General features: G+C 39.6%; 20 protein-coding genes. All 20 read right to left on the bottom strand.

Translation table 11 applies throughout. The features are described 5' to 3' along the window. Positions 1–111 precede the first annotated feature (111 nt). A complete protein-coding gene (gene rsmI, locus EL076_RS02685; RefSeq protein WP_126429122.1) occupies positions 112–978 on the bottom strand; it encodes a 16S rRNA (cytidine(1402)-2'-O)-methyltransferase in 867 nt (288 codons plus the stop codon). 2 nt (positions 979–980) lie between these two features. Next, positions 981–1,301, bottom strand: a complete 321-nt coding sequence (gene yabA / locus EL076_RS02680) for a DNA replication initiation control protein YabA (RefSeq protein ID WP_002887582.1) — start codon at positions 1,299–1,301, stop codon at positions 981–983. After that, on the bottom strand, positions 1,288–2,094 hold the full coding sequence (ricT, locus tag EL076_RS02675; protein ID WP_003095374.1) for a regulatory iron-sulfur-containing complex subunit RicT: 807 nt from the start codon (positions 2,092–2,094) through the stop codon (positions 1,288–1,290). Before ricT ends, yabA begins: the two co-directional genes overlap by 14 nt. Then, on the bottom strand, positions 2,091–2,966 hold the full coding sequence (locus EL076_RS02670) for a DNA polymerase III subunit delta' (RefSeq protein WP_003097726.1): 876 nt from the start codon (positions 2,964–2,966) through the stop codon (positions 2,091–2,093). Before EL076_RS02670 ends, ricT begins: the two co-directional genes overlap by 4 nt. 8 nt (positions 2,967–2,974) lie before the next feature. Next, positions 2,975–3,604 carry a dTMP kinase gene (tmk, locus tag EL076_RS02665; protein WP_003095357.1) on the bottom strand — a complete coding sequence of 210 codons (630 nt, stop codon included), beginning with the start codon at positions 3,602–3,604 and terminating at the stop codon, positions 2,975–2,977. Positions 3,605–3,840: 236 nt separating this feature from the next. Next, positions 3,841–4,599, bottom strand: coding sequence for a triose-phosphate isomerase (gene tpiA, locus EL076_RS02660; protein WP_003095461.1), 759 nt, complete (start codon positions 4,597–4,599; stop codon positions 3,841–3,843). Positions 4,600–4,850: 251 nt separating this feature from the next. After that, complete coding sequence (tuf, locus tag EL076_RS02655) at positions 4,851–6,047, bottom strand: elongation factor Tu (protein ID WP_003095670.1); 1,197 nt, start codon at positions 6,045–6,047, stop codon at positions 4,851–4,853. Positions 6,048–6,407: 360 nt separating this feature from the next. Then, positions 6,408–6,872 (bottom strand): IS200/IS605 family transposase, encoded by a 465-nt coding sequence (gene tnpA, locus EL076_RS02650; RefSeq protein ID WP_002883780.1) that lies wholly within the window; start codon positions 6,870–6,872, stop codon positions 6,408–6,410. 175 nt (positions 6,873–7,047) lie between these two features. After that, on the bottom strand, positions 7,048–8,328 hold the full coding sequence (ftsW, locus tag EL076_RS02645; RefSeq protein ID WP_126429120.1) for a cell division peptidoglycan polymerase FtsW: 1,281 nt from the start codon (positions 8,326–8,328) through the stop codon (positions 7,048–7,050). Between the two features lie 257 nt (positions 8,329–8,585). After that, the gene (locus tag EL076_RS02640) at positions 8,586–9,002 is read right to left on the bottom strand and encodes a F0F1 ATP synthase subunit epsilon (protein ID WP_002890211.1); all 417 of its coding nucleotides are present in this window, start codon (positions 9,000–9,002) and stop codon (positions 8,586–8,588) included. A 12-nt stretch (positions 9,003–9,014) separates the two neighbouring features. After that, the gene (atpD, locus tag EL076_RS02635) at positions 9,015–10,421 is read right to left on the bottom strand and encodes a F0F1 ATP synthase subunit beta (RefSeq protein WP_002885994.1); all 1,407 of its coding nucleotides are present in this window, start codon (positions 10,419–10,421) and stop codon (positions 9,015–9,017) included. A 76-nt stretch (positions 10,422–10,497) separates the two neighbouring features. Next, a complete protein-coding gene (locus EL076_RS02630) occupies positions 10,498–11,376 on the bottom strand; it encodes a F0F1 ATP synthase subunit gamma (protein WP_002886026.1) in 879 nt (292 codons plus the stop codon). A gap of 18 nt (positions 11,377–11,394) precedes the next feature. Further along, positions 11,395–12,900: a F0F1 ATP synthase subunit alpha gene (gene atpA, locus EL076_RS02625; protein WP_002885972.1), complete on the bottom strand. Its 1,506-nt coding sequence runs from the start codon at positions 12,898–12,900 to the stop codon at positions 11,395–11,397. A gap of 15 nt (positions 12,901–12,915) precedes the next feature. After that, positions 12,916–13,452 carry a F0F1 ATP synthase subunit delta gene (locus EL076_RS02620; protein ID WP_064520089.1) on the bottom strand — a complete coding sequence of 179 codons (537 nt, stop codon included), beginning with the start codon at positions 13,450–13,452 and terminating at the stop codon, positions 12,916–12,918. Then, positions 13,452–13,949, bottom strand: coding sequence for a F0F1 ATP synthase subunit B (gene atpF, locus EL076_RS02615; RefSeq protein WP_002886161.1), 498 nt, complete (start codon positions 13,947–13,949; stop codon positions 13,452–13,454). The genes EL076_RS02620 and atpF overlap by 1 nt, the downstream gene beginning before the upstream one ends. A gap of 20 nt (positions 13,950–13,969) precedes the next feature. Beyond that, positions 13,970–14,677 carry a F0F1 ATP synthase subunit A gene (gene atpB / locus EL076_RS02610; RefSeq protein WP_003097733.1) on the bottom strand — a complete coding sequence of 236 codons (708 nt, stop codon included), beginning with the start codon at positions 14,675–14,677 and terminating at the stop codon, positions 13,970–13,972. Between the two features lie 32 nt (positions 14,678–14,709). Further along, complete coding sequence (locus tag EL076_RS02605) at positions 14,710–14,907, bottom strand: F0F1 ATP synthase subunit C (RefSeq protein WP_004183077.1); 198 nt, start codon at positions 14,905–14,907, stop codon at positions 14,710–14,712. A gap of 627 nt (positions 14,908–15,534) precedes the next feature. Next, the gene (locus EL076_RS02600; RefSeq protein ID WP_064520087.1) at positions 15,535–16,836 is read right to left on the bottom strand and encodes an FRG domain-containing protein; all 1,302 of its coding nucleotides are present in this window, start codon (positions 16,834–16,836) and stop codon (positions 15,535–15,537) included. Beyond that, complete coding sequence (locus EL076_RS02595) at positions 16,837–17,412, bottom strand: ImmA/IrrE family metallo-endopeptidase (protein ID WP_064520085.1); 576 nt, start codon at positions 17,410–17,412, stop codon at positions 16,837–16,839. A gap of 139 nt (positions 17,413–17,551) precedes the next feature. After that, entirely contained in the window at positions 17,552–20,203 is a 2,652-nt protein-coding gene (locus EL076_RS02590; RefSeq protein ID WP_126429118.1) for a valine--tRNA ligase, read from the bottom strand. Between the last annotated feature and the right edge of the window lie 16 nt (positions 20,204–20,219).

Raw genomic sequence — 20,219 nt, 5'->3', positions numbered from 1 at the left:
TTTATGTTAGATAATATAACACAAAACCACGAGGTAAGCAAGTATATTTACGGAATTTTTTGATAATTCTTTCTTTTCTGACATATTATGTCGCCACAAAAAAAGAGCCTCTTAAACCCTATGGAAAAGGTTATAAAGCTCTTGTCTGTTTATTTTTCGCTCTTTAGCAATGGTTTTTATAGCCTGATTAGGTTTCATACCAGAAGCAATTAAAGCTTCAACAGCCTTCACTGGCGTAACATCTGATGTTAGATTTTCTTCCCTGCCATTCTCAGAATCTCCAGCCACAATCAGTAAACATTCTCCCTTGAGAGGATTACTAGCAATATAATCTAAAATTTCTGAAATTGACCCTCGCTGATACTCTTCATAAAGCTTAGTCAATTCTCGAACTAGAGTTACTTGACGGTTACCATAGACCTCATGCATATTTTCAAGGGTATCCGCCACACGGTAGGGTGACTCGTAAAAGATCTGTGTCTCAGGATAAGATACTTTTCCCTTGAAGAAATCAATCTGCTGTCCCTTTTTACGAGGCAGGAATCCATAAAAAATATGAGGTTGCGGTGCTAAACCACTAGCAATCAAGGCTGTAATACCAGCTGATGCTCCCGGTAAGGCCACCACAGGAATATCCTCAGCAATGGCGGCTTTGACCAAATCATGCCCAGGATCCGAAATGGAAGGCATACCCGCATCAGAAACCTGAGCCAAAGAAAGACCTGACTTCAAGCGTTCCAGTAAATCTGGAATTTTTTCATAAGCATTGTGCTCATGAAAAGAATACTGCTTGGTTTCAATTTCAAAATGTTTGAGCAAGAGACCTGTATTACGCGTGTCCTCCGCACAAATAAGATCCACCTCTTTCAGGATTTGCACACTGCGAAAAGTCATATCCTGCAAATTACCAATAGGTGTGGGAACCAAATAAAGGGTACCATAATTAGATTGCCCCTTAAAACTCTTTTGAACCTGCATACTTAATCTCCATACAACAATTCTGCACAAAAGCCACAAGCTTCATTATTATCACGACGTTGACCATAAAAATCTGGGCAAATGTGGAATCCATCATCATAAATAGCCTCGAGGTTCACCTTGCCATGAGACATTTTAGTCCCTGTCTCCTCTTGAACTACTTGACTCAAGTGCTCACGTAACTTGTCATTCTCCAACTTGAGAGCCGTATTTTCATCGAGAATCCCTGAGAAGTTCGCCTTAATTGCTTCTACCTCTGCCAACATCGACATCAAATTTTGTGATAATTCCTCGAATTTATCATACAATTCACGCTTTTCCATTTAGCTGAACTTCCTCCACTCCATAAGTTAGGGGCGCACGCCCTTTTTCAAATACAACCTTAATAGTCCCTGCAATCACATCAATGGCAACGACCTGACCCGTGCCATCCTTGGTTTCAATTTCATCACCCAAGTCAGGATAACTTGCCTTGCTATCTCGGTAAAAGTCATCTTCATAACTGAGACAACACATAAGTCGACCACAGACCCCATTCATCTTACCAGAATTCAAAGATAAACTCTGATTTTTAGCCATCTTAATCGATACTGGTGGGAATTCACCCAAAAAACTAGAACAACAAAGTGCCCGACCACAAGGTCCTAAGCCACCATAGATTTTTGATTCCTCACGACTTGAAATCTGACGTAACTCAATACGTGTCTTAAAGTAAGTCGCCAAATCCTTGAGCAACTGACGAAAATCTACCCGCTTTTCAGCCACAAAACTGATACGCACGTATGAGCTATTTAGGGGAAAGACAATATCCACCACCCTCATATCAAGCTGATTTTGAGCAATTAAATCAGCCACTACTCCCATACTCTTTTCAGCCTTCAAAAGATTTTCATCATATCTAGCAAAATCTTTCTCTCCTGCCAATCCTTCAACCCGATTCAAATCCGCAGGCAAACTAACCTCAGGAAAATCTGTGTTCTCCATGACAACCTGGGCTAGGCGCTTATCTTTTTTCTCCAAAACGACTACAAAGTCATCTTTGGCGTAATTTTTATCAGGAACAACGTATTCTACTGCTCCAGTTTCTTCAAATTTTATTCCAATGACTTCTGTCATGATAATACCATATACTCCATCGCATTTTGAAAGCTGACATTAGCAAGCCACATTTTTCGAGCCTCATAAACTAAGTCTAGCCATCGTCTTGCTTGTGGATTTTGTATATCCTTCCCCAATTGATAAGTTAAAAAAGCCCAGACTATCTCTTGTTCCGACTTTTCACTACACTGGACAGCCAGTTTTGCAACGTCCAAATAAAGCAGGTCCTGATTAGATAGCAGGGACTGTGTGAAACGCTCTACTGTATTAATCAGATCAAGAACCTTATTATCTTTAGCTAAGTCTAAAGCCTGAACATCATCTTTAGCAAAATCTGCCAACACTTTGGCTTGTGTCAACAACAAACCTTCCTTCTGAAGCAATTCTTCCAGATAAGCCCGATTCTTAGGAAAATAAAAGAGTTGAGTTCGGCTTTTAATCGTAGGTAACATACGACTATCATCAGCTGTCAAAAGAAAAATATAAATCTGACTTTGAGGTTCTTCAATAAACTTTAATAGACTATTAGCAGCATTGACGTGCATCTTATCTGCATCACGAATGATAAAAACCTGAGCCTGCCCCTCAAAACTCGATTGACTAAACTCTCTAGTCAACTGGCGAATCGTGTCCGTCTTAATAATCTGTCCTTGTGGCTCTACTATTTTAACATCAGAAAAGTCCCCCTGTGCAATCAAACGACAGGGACGACAGTGACCACAAGGTAGACCATTCTCAGGAGTCACACAAAACCGACTCTGTGCTAGCCAAATAGCCATATCGAGACTTCCAAAATCACCCGAAAACAAATAAGCATGACTCAAACGATTTTCTCTGATAATTTGTGAAAACTCTTCAAATAGTTTGCTTTGACTCTCAGCTAACTTCATCTTGCTCCTTATAAATAGCCTTTAATTACTTTCCAAGCTTCCTCTACAACATCCTCAAAAGCCTGTGAGGCATCGATTATTTTGATACGTTCTGGTTCAGCCTGTGCTAAATCTAAATAACCTTGACGTACACGCTGATGTAGGTCAAGCTTCTCTAAATCCAACCGATTGACTTCGCGTTCGCCGTTAGCTGCAATACGGGCCAAACCAGTTTCAGAATCCACATCAAACAATAGGGTCACATCAGGTTTATACCCATCAGTCGCATAGGCATTTAACCAGGCAATCTCATCCTGATTCAAGCCACGACCAGTCCCTTGATACGCAACTGATGAATCAATAAAACGATCCATGATGACCATATTGCCTTCTTCAAGCTCTGGCAAAACCCTCTCAACCAAATGTTGACGGCGAGCCGCAATATAGAGCAAGAGCTCTGTCTTAGCATCCATAGCCGTATTATTTACATCCAAAATAACCTCACGAATTTGCTCTGCAATAGCGACTCCACCTGGTTCACGTGTCGTCACGACTTTGGCTGGATAGGCTTCTCTAAGACGAGGTAAAAGCGCCTCCAAAACTGTAGTCTTTCCAGCACCATCTGGCCCTTCGATTGAGATTAATAACCCTTTTGACATGATACTTCCTTTTTTATTTTGTTACCTTCTATTTTATCAAATTTTAGGCTAAAAGAACAATCTCAGAAAGTATATAGCCTATGGTAAAAAAGTGTACATCTTGGCATGTCATCAAAACCACAAAACATTTCAAAACTCTATTTATATAAACCACATATTTATCTTATTAGGTTTAGTTTTTTAGACACATGTTTACAAACAAAAAAGCCGAGAACAGTTCTCGAACTTTTTATTCATTATTTAACGAAGTCAAGCAATGCCAAGAAGCTTTCAGCTTCAAGTGATGCACCACCAACAAGAGCTCCGTCAACGTCTGGACAAGCCATGTACTCAGCAACGTTTTCAGGTTTAACTGATCCACCGTATTGAACACGTACTTTGTCAGCAACTTCTTGACCGAAGTCAGCTGCTACAACATCACGCACAACTTTACACATTTTTTGTGCATCGTCTTGTGAAGCTGATTTACCAGTACCGATAGCCCAGATTGGTTCGTACGCAATAACTGATGAAGCTACTTGCTCCGCAGTCAATCCAGCCAAAGCAGCTGAAACTTGAGCACCTACGAATTCTGCCGCTTTACCAGCTTCGTAAGTTTCAAGAGATTCACCACAACAGATGATTGGAAGCATACCGTTAGCAAAGATTGCTTTAGCTTTTTTGTTGATGTCTTCATCAGTTTCGTGGAAGTAGTCACGACGTTCTGAGTGACCGATAACAACATAGTCAGTACCGATTTCTTTCAAAACTTGTGGGCTAGTTTCACCAGTGAAAGCACCTGCATTTTCAAAGTAAGTGTTTTGTGCAGCAACTTTAAGGTTTGAACCTTTAGCAGCAGCAAGAACAGTTGTCAAGTCAACTGCAGGAGCTGCGATACCAGCTTCAACAAGATCTGATGAAGGAAGTTTTGATGCTACAGCTTCAACGAATGCTTTTGCTTCTTCTGGATTTTTGTTCATTTTCCAGTTACCAGCGATAAATGGTTTACGTGACATTTCACATACCTCTTCTTTTATTTATTTACTCGTTTATTTTATCACAAATCCCTTACTATTACTAGGATTTTAGGAAAATTCCGAAAACTCGACTTGCTTTATTAAGATTGTTCTCTATAAAACCTAAGTTTAGTCAACTAAATGCAAATAAAGAAGACTCTCAGATATTTTTAAAAACCAAAAAGAGCCGAGTAAATTCGACTCTCTCAATTATTGTCTGACGAATAATTGTATTGGGAACTTAATATTAATTAAGCTTCGATTTCAGATACGATACCTGAACCAACAGTACGTCCACCTTCACGGATAGAGAATGTTGTACCTTTTTCAACGGCGATTGGGTGGATCAACTCAACGTCGATAGTCACGTTATCACCAGGCATAACCATTTCAGTACCTGCAGGAAGTTCGATTGAACCTGTTACGTCAGTTGTACGGAAGTAGAACTGTGGACGGTAGTTGTTGAAGAATGGAGTGTGACGTCCACCTTCTTCTTTAGAAAGGATGTAAACTTCACCTTTGAATTTAGTGTGTGGGTTGATTGAACCAGGTGCAGCCAATACTTGACCACGTTCAATTTCATCACGTTGGATACCACGAAGAAGGACACCGACGTTATCTCCGGCAATACCTTCGTCAAGTTGTTTACGGAACATTTCTACACCAGTAACAACTGCTTTTTGGATTTCTTCTTTAAGACCAACGATTTCAACTTCGTCATTAACACGAACAACACCACGGTCGATACGTCCTGAAGCAACAGTACCACGACCAGTGATTGAGAATACGTCTTCGACTGGAAGCAACAATGGTTTGTCAGTGTCACGTTCTGGTTCTGGAATGTATTCGTCAACAGTGTTCATCAAGTCCATGATGATGTCTTCGTATTTAGAATCACCTTCAAGAGCTTTAAGAGCTGAACCTTGGATAACTGGAATATCATCACCTGGGAAATCGTATTCTGAAAGAAGGTCACGGATTTCCATTTCAACCAATTCAAGCAATTCTTCATCGTCAACCAAGTCAACTTTGTTCATGAAGACGATAAGGTGTTTAACACCAACCTGACGTGAAAGAAGGATGTGCTCACGAGTTTGTGGCATTGGTCCGTCAGTAGATGCTACTACAAGGATCGCACCGTCCATTTGAGCGGCACCAGTGATCATGTTTTTAACGTAGTCCGCGTGTCCTGGCGCATCGATGTGAGCGTAGTGACGTTTTTCAGTTTCGTACTCAACGTGTGCAGTGTTGATTGTGATACCGCGTTCACGTTCTTCTGGAGCAGCGTCGATTGAAGCGTAGTCTTTTGGTGTGTTAACTGCGCTAGGAAGACGACGAGCCAATACAGTTGTGATAGCAGCTGTCAAAGTAGTTTTACCGTGGTCAACGTGTCCGATTGTACCAATGTTAACGTGTGGTTTACTACGATCGTATTTTTCTTTTGCCATTTAGGAAAAGCCTCCAATAAAATATATTTTATAGATAGACAGTAGGCAATACAGTCTAACTTTACTCTACTATTCTATCAAAATGTCATAGAATTGCAAGTATTTTATATAGTTTTCAATTTTTCTTTAGAGTAATCACAAATATTTCTTTCAATAATTCTATTTCTACTGCCTCTATAAGCTTTTAGTAATCCCCTTGCTAATGCAAAACGCTACCAATCATAACCACCCGTCTAACGGGTGGTTTGATCAAGGGCTATAAGCCCATAATACCAGCCAGCGCCTAAAGACGCTGGCTTTCACTTTGTTCAAGCCTTATTGCTTTTGACTCGTCACAAGCCTCTCAAAGAGGCATTCGCATTACTTACCGTTATCCCTAAAGGGATTTTCATATTCTTTCACGCTTAATTTATCTAAAGCGATATCATGCTTCTCTTGTTCCTGAATATATTTCTTAATTGTGGCTTCATTAAGTCCTACCGTACTTACATAATAACCTTCTGCCCAAAAATGTCTGTTCCCAAATTTATATTTTAAATTGGCGTGTTTATCAAACATCATTAATGCACTTTTACCTTTCAAATATCCCATAAAACTAGCTACACTCATTCGTGGTGGAATACTTACTAACATATGGACATGATCTGGCATTAAGTGGCCTTCTATTATTTCAACGCCTTTATATTGGCATAGTCTATGAAAAATCTCTCCCAAACTACTCCTATATTGATTATAGATTATTTTTCGTCTATACTTAGGTGTAAATACAATGTGGTACTTACACATCCATTTTGTATGTGATAAACTGTGAGCTTTTTGCGCCATAGTCTTAACTCCTTCCGCTTTACAATTGGCTTGAACACCTATATTGTAACTCGTTTGGAGTTTTTTTGTTATGACGGTATAACCTTCGATGCGCACCCGCATAGCGGGTGGTTTATCTGTTTCGCACCTTCGGAGCGAAACGGACTTAAAGTCACATAAGTAAAAAGAAGCCGTATTAACGACTTCTTCTTAAAGGTACAATTTTTTCATCTTGACTTTCTAATTCTTGAGTCTGAGACAATTCTTCCTCAATAGCTTGAACAATATTATCACGCTTTTCATTAGCAGCGATGTTCAAGACAAAGGCTATCCCAACTGAAGTTACCAAAAGCGAGTTACCACCTTGCGAAAGGAAAGGGAAGGTAACACCTGTTGATGGAATCAGCCCTGAGATTCCTCCGATATTAACAAAGACCTGCATAAGCATAAGAGCCCCTACACCAAGCGCCATCATAGAGTTAAATGGATTTCTAGCCTTAACTCCCACAATCATAATACGAAGAATAAGGAAAAAGAGAAGGGCAAGAATCAAACCTGCTCCAATGAGACCTAACTCTTCAATAACAATTGAAAACACAAAGTCTGTCGTTGCTTCTGGGAGATAACCGGTTTTCTCAATCGAATTTCCGAGACCAAGACCGAACCACCCCCCATTACTCATAGCATAGTAAGAATGAGACAACTGAAGTCCTGAACCTGTTAAATCCTTAAAAGGATTAAAATAAGCTGCAAAACGCTTGGCAACATATCCAAAGACAGGTACCTTAGCCATGTTTTGTACTCCAACCAAAGCAATCAATCCAAGAAAAGCAGACGACAGCCCTACAATACCAGCAAACAGTGCCGTGAACCAGCGATAGCCAACACCAGAAATTGAAAACATGACAACTGTTGTCAATACAATGATAGCCGCATTCCCCAAGTCCGGTTGGATGGCAACTAAGCCAATCATTACCAGCAAATAGTAACGCCAGTCATTAAATTCTTTTTTATTCCTCGGTATCCACCTATTCTTAGTCAAGGCCTGATAGTCATAACGTTCTATAGCAGACTGTTGTTTTGAAAAAGTGTGCGCCAAAAACCAGACAACAATGATCTTAAGGTACTCCGCTGGTTGGAAAGACAAGGGACCGAGCACAATCCAACCATTGGCACCATTAATTTCCCTAGTGAAAAATTTGGCAATGACCAAAAGTAAAATCTCAAAGGCAATAACAACACCCAAAAGCTTATCTTTCCTGAGAAAGTTCAATTTCAGTCGGTAGATGAAAAAAATAGAGAACAAGGATACCAACCAAAAGGCTCCTTGGTTTATAACAGATGCGAAGGGATTGGCTCCCAAGGCTACTAAACGAGCACTTGTTGTTGAATACACTACTATTAAACCAACTATGGATAAGATTAAATAAGGTATCAAGATGGTGTAATCTAAAAGATGCTTCTTTTCAATTTTCATATCTTTAAAAAACTCATACTTTCTATTACGTTACTCTACATTTTCTCTTAAAATATAAAGCTAACAGCTTATATTATAACACTTTGATACCTTAAACTAAAGTAAAAGCTAAATTAACCGTTTTCATTGATGAAACCTTTATTTAATCTTTTATACTCAAATTCATTTGGCAACTAGCTTTCTGTGGCAATATTGCTAGTTCTCATATTTTCTTTAAGGATAAACAAAAAACGAGACTTAGGCCCCGTTTTTTTATCTTATTTTGTACCGACACTGATACGATTAAGTGCTCGACGGAGAGCAACCTGAGCACGTTGAACTTCATCAATACGGTCAGATTTAGTTGCTTCTTCCAAGTCACGTTCGGCACGTTGCTTGGCACGTTCGGCACGAGAAACGTCAATGTCGCGTTCACGTTCTGCTGAATCGGCAACGATAGTAATAAAATCATCTTTAACTTCGATGATACCACCGTTTACGGCAATCCAATCGACGTGACTCTCGTCATCCACACGACGAACCTTGAGTTCATCCACTTCAAGTGGCGCAATCAAGTTAATATGGCCTGGCAAGATACCAATTTGACCATCTTTAGTAACCGCGTGGATAAAGCTGGCATGGTGGTCATATTTCAGACCATCCGGAGTTACCACTTGTACGGTCATTTGTGCCATATCTTCACCTCATTAGTAGCCCATAGCTTTAGCTTTAGCTACTACATCCTCAATTGGGCCTACGCTACGGAAGGCATCTTCTGGAAGATTGTCATATTTACCTTCAAGGATTTCTTTAAAGCTACGAACGGTTTCAGCAACTGGAACATAAGAACCTGGTTGACCTGTAAACTGTTCAGCAACGTTAAAGTTTTGTGACAAGAAAAATTGGATACGACGAGCACGTCCAACCAATGTTTTTTCTTCGTCTGACAATTCATCCATACCAAGGATAGCGATAATATCTTGCAATTCACGGTAACGTTGAAGCACACGTTGAACTTCAGTCGCAACAGCATAGTGTTCTTCACCAACAATTTCAGGTGAAAGGGCACGTGAGCTTGATGCCAACGGGTCAACGGCTGGATAAATACCCATTTGTGTCAACTTACGTTCAAGGTTGGTTGTTGAATCCAAGTGAGCAAATGCTGTAGCTGGCGCTGGGTCAGTATAGTCATCGGCTGGAACGTAGATGGCTTGGATTGATGTAACAGAACCTTTTTTAGTTGATGTGATACGTTCTTGCAATTGACCCATTTCAGTAGCAAGTGTAGGTTGGTAACCAACGGCTGATGGCATACGACCAAGAAGGGCAGAAACCTCAGAACCTGCTTGAGTGAAACGGAAGATATTATCGATGAAAAGAAGCACGTCTTGACCTTCGACATCACGGAAGTATTCCGCAATTGTCAAACCAGTAAGGGCAACACGCATACGTGCTCCAGGTGGTTCGTTCATTTGACCGAAGACCATGGCTGTTTTCTCAATAACGCCAGATTCTTTCATTTCCCAGTAAAGGTCATTACCTTCACGTGTACGTTCACCAACACCTGTAAACACGGAAATACCACCGTGCTCTTGGGCAATGTTGTGAATCAACTCTTGAATAAGAACGGTTTTACCAACACCGGCACCACCGAAGAGTCCAACTTTACCACCCTTAAGGTAAGGGGCTAGCAAGTCGATAACTTTAATCCCTGTTTCAAGGATTTCAGTAGATGTTGACAATTCATCGAAAGTTGGTGCTTTTTTGTGAATTGGTTCACGCTCTGCATCGTCAGCAAAAGGTGCTTCCAAGTCAATGGTATCTCCAAGAACGTTAAAGACACGTCCAAGGGTGTCTTTACCAACAGGAACGCTGATTGGACGACCAGTGTCCAGAACTTCTAGTCCACGAGTCAATCCATCAGTAGATTCCATCGCAATGGTACGAACCACACCTTCTCCAAGTTCAAGAGCTACTTCGAGCACGATACGTTTAGACTTTTGTTCATCAGTATAAACGACCAATGCATTGTTAATCTCAGGAAGTTTATCACCAGCTGCAAACGCTACGTCTACAACAGGACCAACAACCTGAGCAATTTTGCCTGAGCTCATTGTTTTCTCCTTATGATAGTTTTCTGGATGACAATCATCCTTTTTTCATGTGTGTCTAATTAAGACAAATCTCTAGCTATTCAAGTGCACTTGCACCACCAACGATTTCAGTAATTTCCTGAGTGATGGCAGCTTGACGTGCACGGTTATATTGGATTGTCAAATCGTTAATCACATTCTTAGCATTATCAGTGGCTGTCTGCATTGCAGTCATACCAGCTGCGTGCTCAGCTGTTTTGGCATCTACGATAGCACCATAGATAAGACTCTCAGCATATTGTGGCAAGAGTTGATCCAAAATAGTGTCACGATCTGGTTCCAATTCAAACTTGGTCAACACATGACCTTCTGATTCATTGGGATCCAAATCAGCGATAGGAAGCATTTGTTCAACACGAACCTCACTAGACAAACTGTTGACATGGTGGTTGTAGCACACATAAAGTTCATCAAAAAGTTCATTTTGATACATTCCTACTGCTTTAGAAATGATTTTTCCGACTTGTTCAAAACTAGGTTGATCCTCAAGACCACGAAGTTCAAAAGCAACATTCATGTTACGAGCCTTGAAGAAATCTGAACCTGTTCCACCAATAGAAATGATAGCATATTCATCTTCAGAATCATGGTCACGTTTAATCATGTCCAACACAGCTTTAAGAATTGTTGAGTTATAACCTCCAACAAGTCCTTTATCTGAAGTAATGACAATGTAACCTGTCTTACGAACTGGGCGTGCATCCAACATTGGATTTGACGAACCATTAATCAATTCTGAATGTAGAAGATCTGTTGTGATCTGTCTAATTTTTGAGGCATAGATTTGGAAATCTTTAGCAGCTTGCTCAGAACGTGTCAACTTTGAGGCAGAAACCATTTGCATGGCTCCTGTGATCTGACTCGTTTTCTTTGTTGAAGCAATTTTTGCTTGGATTTCTCTTAGAGAGCCTGCCATATGCTGTCCTCCCTATTTCTATTTGTATTCTGATTGATCTTTGAAAGCTTGGATAGCTTCATTAAGCACAGATTCCTCAGGAAGATCCTTAGTTGTACGAATAGTTTCAAAGATATCCTCATGGTGACTATCGAAGTAGTCATAGAGTGCTTCTTCAAAATCCAAGATTTGATCAACCGGAACACTATCCAAGAAACCGTGTGTCAAAGCGTAAAGGATAACAACTTGTTTCTCAACTGGAAGTGGTTTATGAAGTGGTTGTTTCAAAACTTCGATTGTACGACGACCACGGTTCAATTTTGCTTGAGTCGCAGCATCCAAATCTGAACCAAATTGCGTAAATGCTTCAAGTTCACGATATGAAGCCAAGTCAAGACGAAGCGTACCTGCAACCTTCTTCATCGCTTTAATTTGCGCTGATCCACCTACACGTGATACGGAAGAACCCGCATCAATGGCTGGACGAATACCTGAGTTAAACAAGTTTTCTTGCAAGAAGATTTGTCCATCTGTGATAGAAATAACGTTTGTTGCGATATAAGCTGAGATATCTCCGGCTTGCGTTTGGATGATTGGCAAGGCAGTAATTGAACCACCACCAAGATCATCTGAAACTTTAGCTGAACGTTCCAAAAGACGTGAGTGGAGATAGAAGACATCCCCTGGGTAGGCTTCACGACCTGGTGGACGACGGAGAAGCAATGAAAGTTCACGGTAGGCCACGGCTTGTTTAGACAAATCATCATAAACAATCAAGACGTGTTTTCCGTTATACATGAACTCTTCAGCCATTGCAACACCAGCGTAAGGTGCGATATAAAGCAATGGTGATGGTTGTGATGCTGAGGCAGTCACAACGATTGTGTAATCAAGAGCACCATGTTTACGGAGAGTTTCTACTTGTGTACGAACTGTTGATTCTTTTTGGCCAATAGCCACATAAATACAGATCATATCTTGCCCTTTTTGGTTCAAGATAGCATCAATGGCTACTGAAGTTTTACCAGTTTGGCGGTCCCCGATGACCAATTCACGTTGACCACGTCCAATTGGAACCAAGGCATCAATCGCCTTAAGACCAGTTTGCAATGGCTCAGAAACTGATTTACGTTGCATAACACCTGGAGCAGGTGTTTCAACTGGACGGAAACCTGTTGTTTCGATGTCACCAAGACCATCAACTGGTTGCCCAAGTGGGTTTACTACACGACCAATAAGGGCTTCACCAACTGGAACTTCCATGATTTTTCCAGTACGTTTAACAATATCGCCTTCACGAATTGCTACGAAATCCCCCAAGATAATGATACCGACATCATTAGTTTCAAGGTTTTGGGCCATACCATAGGCACCATTTTCAAATTCGAGCAACTCACCACTCATGGCATTATCAAGACCACGAGCACGTGCGATACCGTCACCGATATAGGTAACGACACCAGTTTCAGTGACGTCAAAGTTTGGCTGGAAGTTTTCAATTTGCTTTTTAATTAAAGCGCTAATTTCTTGTGCGTTAATTGCCAAAAGTCACACCACTTTCTATTTCAAATTCGTTTTAAAGGTTTGCAATTGACTGCGAATTGACGTGTCAATAACCTTATTTTTTGCTTTGATGACGAATCCTCCGATGAGGTTCTCATCAATTTTTTCTACTAAACGACGTGTCTTAATCTCAAATTTTTGTGAAACAATCGCCAAAAGTCTGGCTTTTTGTTCCTCAGACAAGGGACTTGCTGATGTCACTGTAACATCGTAAGTATTGTCTTCTTGATCAAAGAGCTCAAGGACCAATTTCAACACATCATAGAGAATGTTGGCACGGTCATTGAGTAAGATTACCTCAAGAAAATTGTTCATATACACTGAACAAGACTCTTGAAACAAGCCCAAACTTTCTTTTTTAGCTTCACTTGTCACATTTTCCTGCGACAAGAAGTTTTTTAGATTTGTTTCAGCAAAAACTGTTAGGATTTGCCTTACTTCTTCTTGGATTGTTGACACGGCGTCTTGTTCAAAAGCGACTTCTACCAGGCTTCTGGCATACTGCTCAACAAGAGCTTGTGTTTTCTTATCCATTAAGCATCTCCTAATTGATCAAGATAGCTATCAATCAAGTCAGATTGTGCTTTAGCATCAAGGTTTTGTTTCATAACTTTTTCCGCCAAGAGGACAGTCAAGTCTGCAACTTCACCTTTAACTCCAGCAAGTGCTTCCACACGGCTTTGGGCGATGTCTTGATTTGCTTTTTCTTTCAAGCGTTTAGCTTCATCATGTGCTTCTGCAATGATTTTTGATTCTTGAGTTTTACCAGTTTCCTTGGCTCCATCAATAATTTGAGCTGCCTCAGTGCGAGCACCTGCCAACTCATCTTGACGTTTTTGTGCCAAGCTTTCTGCTTCTTGACGAGCATTTTCAGCACTATCAATATCTGTGGCAATTTTCTTTTCACGAGCAGCAAAGATTCCTGTAATTTGATCCCATGCGAATTTACGGATGAGGTAATACAAGAGAAAAACTGAGCCGAGTGTGATAATGATATTACCAAGTGTCGTACTATTAATCAGTAATGACATTTCATTTCTCCCTTTCTTAATTATTCTTCGTTGACTTTATCACCAATATAGTTTGAACTTAGGATAATAAAGACATAGGCTTGGATGAAGCCGATAAAGGCTGAAAAGGCAACCCAGACAAGGTTCAAAGCAAAGGATACAGGTGCTGCAAAGGCAGACCATGTCACCAATTGAAGAATCAAGCCAGTAAGTACCTCACCAGAATAAATGTTACCAAACAAACGCAAGGCCAATGAAGCAAGGTTGGTTAATTGTTCCAAAATGTTCATTGGGAGCATAGCTGGGTATGGTGAAAGGTAGCCCTTTAGATAGCCTTTAAGCCCTTTTTTACGGATCCCCTCAATATGACTAACGAGGGTAATAATTAAAGAAAGAGTGATAGTAACACCGAAATTCGATGTTGGAGAAGACCAAAAATTGTAATGCTCACTTTTAACAGATACAAGCAGACCTAGGTTGTTTGCTGTAAACACAAAGGTGAAAATTACAAACAAGAGCAAACTATAATTTTTTGTGAATTTTCCAAGATTTTGAGAAATGGTACTGTTCACAAACTCATAGATGAACTCAAGCACATTTTGTTTTCCCTTTGGTTTAATGGTCATCTTACGACTTGACCAAAAAACCACTCCAAAAACGATAATTACTGTCAAGAGAGACATGGCAAGGACAGTCAAGTCAAAATCAATCCCAAATAATGAGACGGTTGGATTACTTGTAGTTTCCACTGCTCATCCCTCCTTCATCTTTTATTTGTCTATTAGACAATGTAGCTAAGGGCAAACAATACGAAGAAGGTACCTTCGATAAAGGCAACACCAGTAAACATCAACGTTTGAAGTTTACTAAACATCTCAGGTTGGCGAGCTGCAGCTTTAGCGACATTGGCAACGAGGATACCCTCACCAATAGATACACCCATAACGGCCAAACCGAGGCCTAAGATAGTTAAATTCATAGTAGAATTCTCCTTTTTAATTATTTTTACCATGCTATTTTAGTCCTATTTTCCACGAAAGTCAATGAATTGACAGTTTTTTGGACGTTTTCACTGACTTTGCCTAACGTTTTCACTAAATTTGCGTAAGCGTTTACTTTCAATGATAGACATATCTGCTTATTCAAAAAAACAAGCCTAACTATGGTAGGTTAGACTTGTTTGGGAAATTTATGAAAAAAAGAAAGTTTCACTGTCTGACTCAGCGTCAGAGGTGTGAGTTCTACCGAACCATGTTCAGCAATACTTATCAGGATGATTATAGTATAACTTGGGTTGCTTAAAGAAGGCTGAAGGGGTATTGTTTTAGAAAAAGTAAACTTCCCATAAGTACACCCATAAAATCAGCTAGAACTTCTTCCTGCCAAGCCACATGAACATCAAAACTATCCAAATACATAGTTTGATAATATAAGTGATATGCTGATGTAAGTACCTATCACTTCATTGACATACACCACTCTGAAGTCAATGGTCTGTTCAAATTCCAATTCAGTCTCCCCAAAAGCTGAGAAAGGTAGCAAACTTGTACTTCTATTGGTTCGAACTTACAGAATTTGTCATGAAGCTAACTGCTTGCTAAAATGTTTAATCGTCACTCAATTTACTAGGATCAATTTTAGTATCATCTTTTTTATAATCTGATACGTCTACAAAGTTTTTAGAAAGATATCCTAAATAATCTCCAAAATCTGGAAATAATGTGTGTGAAAAATAACCATATTCTCCCAACTTACGAATTAACTCTTCTTGTATTACTTTATAATATTTTTCTTCAAATTTTTTGGCTTCCAGACTTTTTTTAACAGCTTCGATATTTGCCTTTGAATATTTTTGGGTAGGTGTGAAATTTTCTGATAGTGTCCCTCCCATAATATCATCGAGTGTTGTTTCACCTTTTCTTACTTTTTCAATATCTTCCTTAGAAAAAAAATATCCTTCTTCTTCTTTAACTTTAAAAATTAATTCTTCTTCATTTTTTAAAAGTTCTTCTGTTTCTTTTTTTGAGAACTCTATTGTAATCGACACTCTTGGGATTCTTCGAAACTCGTCACTAATTTTTATTTCATCTTTAGTAAAGTGAGTATATTTACTCAATTTATCATAATTTATGAATGCACCATGTTGAGCTCTAATTCTTTGATTATCATGTCCTTTTCTAACAAATGTTAACAAACTGCTCTTAGAATGTTCCTCTATACTCATTTTAAACGCTTCAAATTTTGGTTTTTTAATAATTCTATTTCCAGAATTTGATAAAAACAATAGAGCAACGAATGGGTTATCTGTAATATCCAAAAGGCTGGTTGGAAGTTCATAATGTTGTAATTTAGCCAACTGATCTGCTCTAACATCCAAATCTTCATCGATAGAATGATATTCGACTCTATCGGGATATTCTTGACTCACTTGCTTATATAATTGCTCAAAGAGTTCATAATAGAACTTACTGTCCTTATTGACTTTTTTTCTAAATAAGGCAGGAATAGTCGGCCACGACTCAGTCTGACCCCTAAAAAAATTATACTCACACTGCTCAAATTTAGAAATCAGTTCTTTAAGTAAATAAAAAATTGACCAGTGATTTCCTTTTTCATTGTAACCAGCATTAGTACCTGATTTTTTTAATTTTGTATTCAACTCTGACACAAAACTATTAATCTTTTCATCTACTCCCTCAGAATTTAATGAAACAATCTTATAGCAAAATGGGCCATACTTAGAATCTTCATTTTGATTATCTATAGAATTCGTTGCACCAAGTTTTATAGTTATATCAGTGTCATCATAAATCTGAGTATTTAGCTTTTTTATAGTATCTTCCGTACTTTTCCCACAAAAGAATGAACCCAAACTATCATAAAACATTTGATTATTACTTGTCATCATTTAGTATGTAATTACTCCCAAATTTTGTAAACGAAATGTTGTAGCTTGTTTTGATGTTCTCATCATTGATGACAAGCTGTCGATAAATTCATCAATATTGGCATTTGCCAACTGTTCATCGGTCAGGTTGTTGTCTTGTTTAAATTTAGTAATACAACGAGCAATTAGTTTTTTAGGCATTAGTAATTCAGCAGCAAATTGATTCGCAGAACGTTCCTTGGCAATATCCACAGTAGCAATATCTTCTGGATTCTTTAATCTATTGGATATCCCACTGTGATTTAAAGCATAATGTCCAATTTCGTGTGCAATCGTGAATCTTTGTCGAACATCTATTTCCAACGAATTGAGGTAAATAACTCTATTCTCACTATCAATTTGACCAGAATGATCATTATAGAATCCTTTTTGTACACTAATATTCAGTGCCTTTAAAATCTTATCTAAATCAATAAAATAATCATCTTCACTAATTTCAATGCTTTTCATAGCTGTTTTTTCATTTTCACTCAAACCAATTAAATCTGTTTCAAAAAAATCTCTTGGAAACAATTCTTCTAATCTTTTTATTCCCATTACATTATATCTCCAAGTCAATGTCTTATTAAACCCTTTCTACATTTCTTACTATATACAATATATTCGTAAAACACATAGAAAATTAGCTTACTTCTCATTATATCAAAAAACACGGCATTCTACCGTGTCTCTTTGTTTATTTCACCAATTTCTTCATTTCTTCAATACGTACAACTGTAGCATCGTATTTAGCTTGGTAATCTTCTTGTTTGTCGCGTTCTTTTTGGACGACTTCTGGTTTGGCATTGGCTACGAAGCGTTCATTGCTAAGTTTCTTACCAACCATGTCGAGTTCTTTTTGCCATTTAGCCAATTCTTTTTCAAGACGGGCTAATTCTTCTTCGACATTGAGAAGGTCAGCGAGTGGCAAGTAAATTTCTGCACCTGTGATGATGCTTGACATAACCAAGTCAGGCACTTCGACATCTGCTGCAATTTCCAAGTGTTCTGGATTTGTGAAGCGTTTGATGTAGTTGACATTGTCATTGAAGAAGGCATCGAGCTTGCTATCACTAGTCTTGATCAAGATAGTGATTGGTTTGCTTGGAGCTACGTTTACTTCTGCACGTGAGTTACGGACTGAACGAATCACGTCTTTAAGAGCTTCAACACCCGCTGCTGCTTCTTCGTTTTCAAACTCTGGACGAACCACTGGATATTCAGCAGTCACGATTGTTCCTTCAGAGATTTGGTCATAGATTTCTTCAGTTACGAATGGCATGATTGGGTGAAGGAGACGCAAGATTTGGTCCAAAGTATATAGAAGGACAGAACGAGTGATGACTTTTTCGTCCTCATTGTCGCTATAAAGCACTTCCTTAGTCAACTCAACGTACCAATCCGCAAACTCATCCCAGATAAAGTTGTAGAGGATGTGACCAGCCACACCGAATTCAAACTTGTCAAAGTTTTCAGTGACTTTACCGATTGTTTCGTTGAGGTTGTGGAGAATCCAACGGTCTGTAACGTTACCTGCTTGGCCAGCAGCCACCTTGGCTACATTTTCACGTGCCGCATCCAAGGTCAAACCTTCATTGTTCATGAGGATGTAGCGAGAGATGTTCCAAATCTTGTTAATGAAGTTCCAAGACGCATCCATTTTCTCGTAAGAGAAGCGCACGTCTTGACCTGGTGCAGAACCGTTTGAAAGGAACCAACGAAGAGCATCGGCACCGTATTTCTCGATAACATCCATTGGGTCAATACCGTTACCGAGAGATTTAGACATCTTGCGTCCTTGCTCGTCACGGATAAGACCGTGGATAAGGACATTCTTAAATGGTTGGCGTCCTGTGAATTCCAATGATTGGAAGATCATACGAGACACCCAGAAGAAGATGATGTCGTAACCTGTTACCAAAGTTGAAGTTGGGAAGTAACGTTTGAAGTCTTCTGCTTCCACATCAGGCCAGCCCATAGTTGAGAATGGCCAGAGGGCAGAACTGAACCAAGTATCCAAGACATCTTCGTCTTGTTTCCATCCGTCGCCTTCTGGTGCTTCTTCGCCGACGTACATTTCACCCTCAGCATTGTACCAAGCAGGGATTTGGTGACCCCACCAGAGCTGACGAGAAATAACCCAATCGTGGACATTTTCCATCCATTGAAGGAAGGTATCGTTGAAACGAGGTGGGTAGAAATCAACCTTATCATCTGTGTCTTGGTTGGCAATGGCATTCTTAGCTAATTGGTTCATCTTGACGAACCATTGTGTAGACAAACGTGGTTCAACAGGCACACCTGTACGTTCTGAGTGACCAACTGAGTGAGTCATTTTTTCAATTTCGACAAGGGCACCGATTTCTTCCAATTTCTTAACAACAGCCTTACGTGCTTCAAAGCGGTCCATACCGTTGAATTCGCCAGCCAATTCATTCATGGTACCATCATCATTCATGACATTGACTTGTGGCAAGTTATGGCGTTGACCAACCAAGAAGTCATTAGGGTCGTGGGCAGGAGTGATTTTAACCACACCAGTACCAAATTCAGGGTCTGCATGTTCATCTCCAACGATTGGGATTGGCTTGTTCAAGATTGGCAAGATAACATTTTTACCAATCAAGTCTTTATAACGATCGTCATTTGGGTTAACCGCTACAGCTGTATCCCCAAACATGGTTTCAGGACGTGTTGTTGCCACTTCAAGGGCACGTGAACCGTCTTCCAACATGTAGTTCATGTGGTAGAAGGCACCTTCGACATCCTTGTGAATAACCTCGATATCAGAAAGGGCTGTACGAGCTTTTGGATCCCAGTTGATGATAAATTCACCACGGTAAATCCAATCTTTTTTGTAAAGCTCTACAAAAACCTTACGAACCGCTTTTGAAAGACCTTCATCAAGGGTGAAACGCTCACGAGAGTAGTCTACAGAAAGACCCATCTTACCCCATTGTTGCTTGATAGTTGAGGCATACTCGTCTTTCCATTCCCAGACTTTATCAAGGAATTTTTCACGACCAAGGTCATAGCGAGAGATGCCATCTTCAGCCAAACGTGCTTCTACTTTAGCTTGAGTTGCAATACCTGCGTGGTCCATACCAGGAAGCCAAAGCGTATCAAAACCTTGCATGCGTTTTTGACGGATAATGATATCTTGCAAAGTTGTATCCCAAGCGTGACCAAGGTGAAGTTTACCGGTTACATTTGGTGGTGGGATGACGATTGAATAAGGCTTAGCCTTTTTATCGCCTGAGGGCTTGAAAACATCTTCGTCAAGCCATTTTTGGTAACGACCAGCCTCAACCTCGGCTGGATTGTATTTAGGTGAAAGTTCTTTAGACATATTTGTGTCCTTTCTA

Origin of the sequence: Streptococcus vestibularis (assembly GCF_900636445.1) — a bacterium.
Lineage (GTDB): Bacteria > Bacillota > Bacilli > Lactobacillales > Streptococcaceae > Streptococcus > Streptococcus vestibularis.
Note: the sequence above shows the minus strand (reverse complement) of the source record. Positions and strands in the feature narration are given on the sequence as shown.

Excerpts from the sequence above, each read along its gene's own strand:
- rsmI (WP_126429122.1), bottom strand. The coding sequence starts at position 978 with ATGCAGGTTCAAAAGAGTTTTAAGGGGCAATCTAATTATGGTACCCTT.
- yabA (WP_002887582.1), bottom strand. The coding sequence starts at position 1,301 with ATGGAAAAGCGTGAATTGTATGATAAATTCGAGGAATTATCACAAAAT.
- ricT (WP_003095374.1), bottom strand. The coding sequence starts at position 2,094 with ATGACAGAAGTCATTGGAATAAAATTTGAAGAAACTGGAGCAGTAGAA.
- EL076_RS02670 (WP_003097726.1), bottom strand. The coding sequence starts at position 2,966 with ATGAAGTTAGCTGAGAGTCAAAGCAAACTATTTGAAGAGTTTTCACAA.
- tmk (WP_003095357.1), bottom strand. The coding sequence starts at position 3,604 with ATGTCAAAAGGGTTATTAATCTCAATCGAAGGGCCAGATGGTGCTGGA.
- tpiA (WP_003095461.1), bottom strand. The coding sequence starts at position 4,599 with ATGTCACGTAAACCATTTATCGCTGGTAACTGGAAAATGAACAAAAAT.
- tuf (WP_003095670.1), bottom strand. The coding sequence starts at position 6,047 with ATGGCAAAAGAAAAATACGATCGTAGTAAACCACACGTTAACATTGGT.
- tnpA (WP_002883780.1), bottom strand. The coding sequence starts at position 6,872 with ATGGCGCAAAAAGCTCACAGTTTATCACATACAAAATGGATGTGTAAG.
- ftsW (WP_126429120.1), bottom strand. The coding sequence starts at position 8,328 with ATGAAAATTGAAAAGAAGCATCTTTTAGATTACACCATCTTGATACCT.
- EL076_RS02640 (WP_002890211.1), bottom strand. The coding sequence starts at position 9,002 with ATGGCACAAATGACCGTACAAGTGGTAACTCCGGATGGTCTGAAATAT.
- atpD (WP_002885994.1), bottom strand. The coding sequence starts at position 10,421 with ATGAGCTCAGGCAAAATTGCTCAGGTTGTTGGTCCTGTTGTAGACGTA.
- EL076_RS02630 (WP_002886026.1), bottom strand. The coding sequence starts at position 11,376 with ATGGCAGGCTCTCTAAGAGAAATCCAAGCAAAAATTGCTTCAACAAAG.
- EL076_RS02620 (WP_064520089.1), bottom strand. The coding sequence starts at position 13,452 with ATGGATAAGAAAACACAAGCTCTTGTTGAGCAGTATGCCAGAAGCCTG.
- atpF (WP_002886161.1), bottom strand. The coding sequence starts at position 13,949 with ATGTCATTACTGATTAATAGTACGACACTTGGTAATATCATTATCACA.
- EL076_RS02605 (WP_004183077.1), bottom strand. The coding sequence starts at position 14,907 with ATGAATTTAACTATCTTAGGCCTCGGTTTGGCCGTTATGGGTGTATCT.
- EL076_RS02600 (WP_064520087.1), bottom strand. The coding sequence starts at position 16,836 with ATGATGACAAGTAATAATCAAATGTTTTATGATAGTTTGGGTTCATTC.
- EL076_RS02595 (WP_064520085.1), bottom strand. The coding sequence starts at position 17,412 with ATGGGAATAAAAAGATTAGAAGAATTGTTTCCAAGAGATTTTTTTGAA.
- EL076_RS02590 (WP_126429118.1), bottom strand. The coding sequence starts at position 20,203 with ATGTCTAAAGAACTTTCACCTAAATACAATCCAGCCGAGGTTGAGGCT.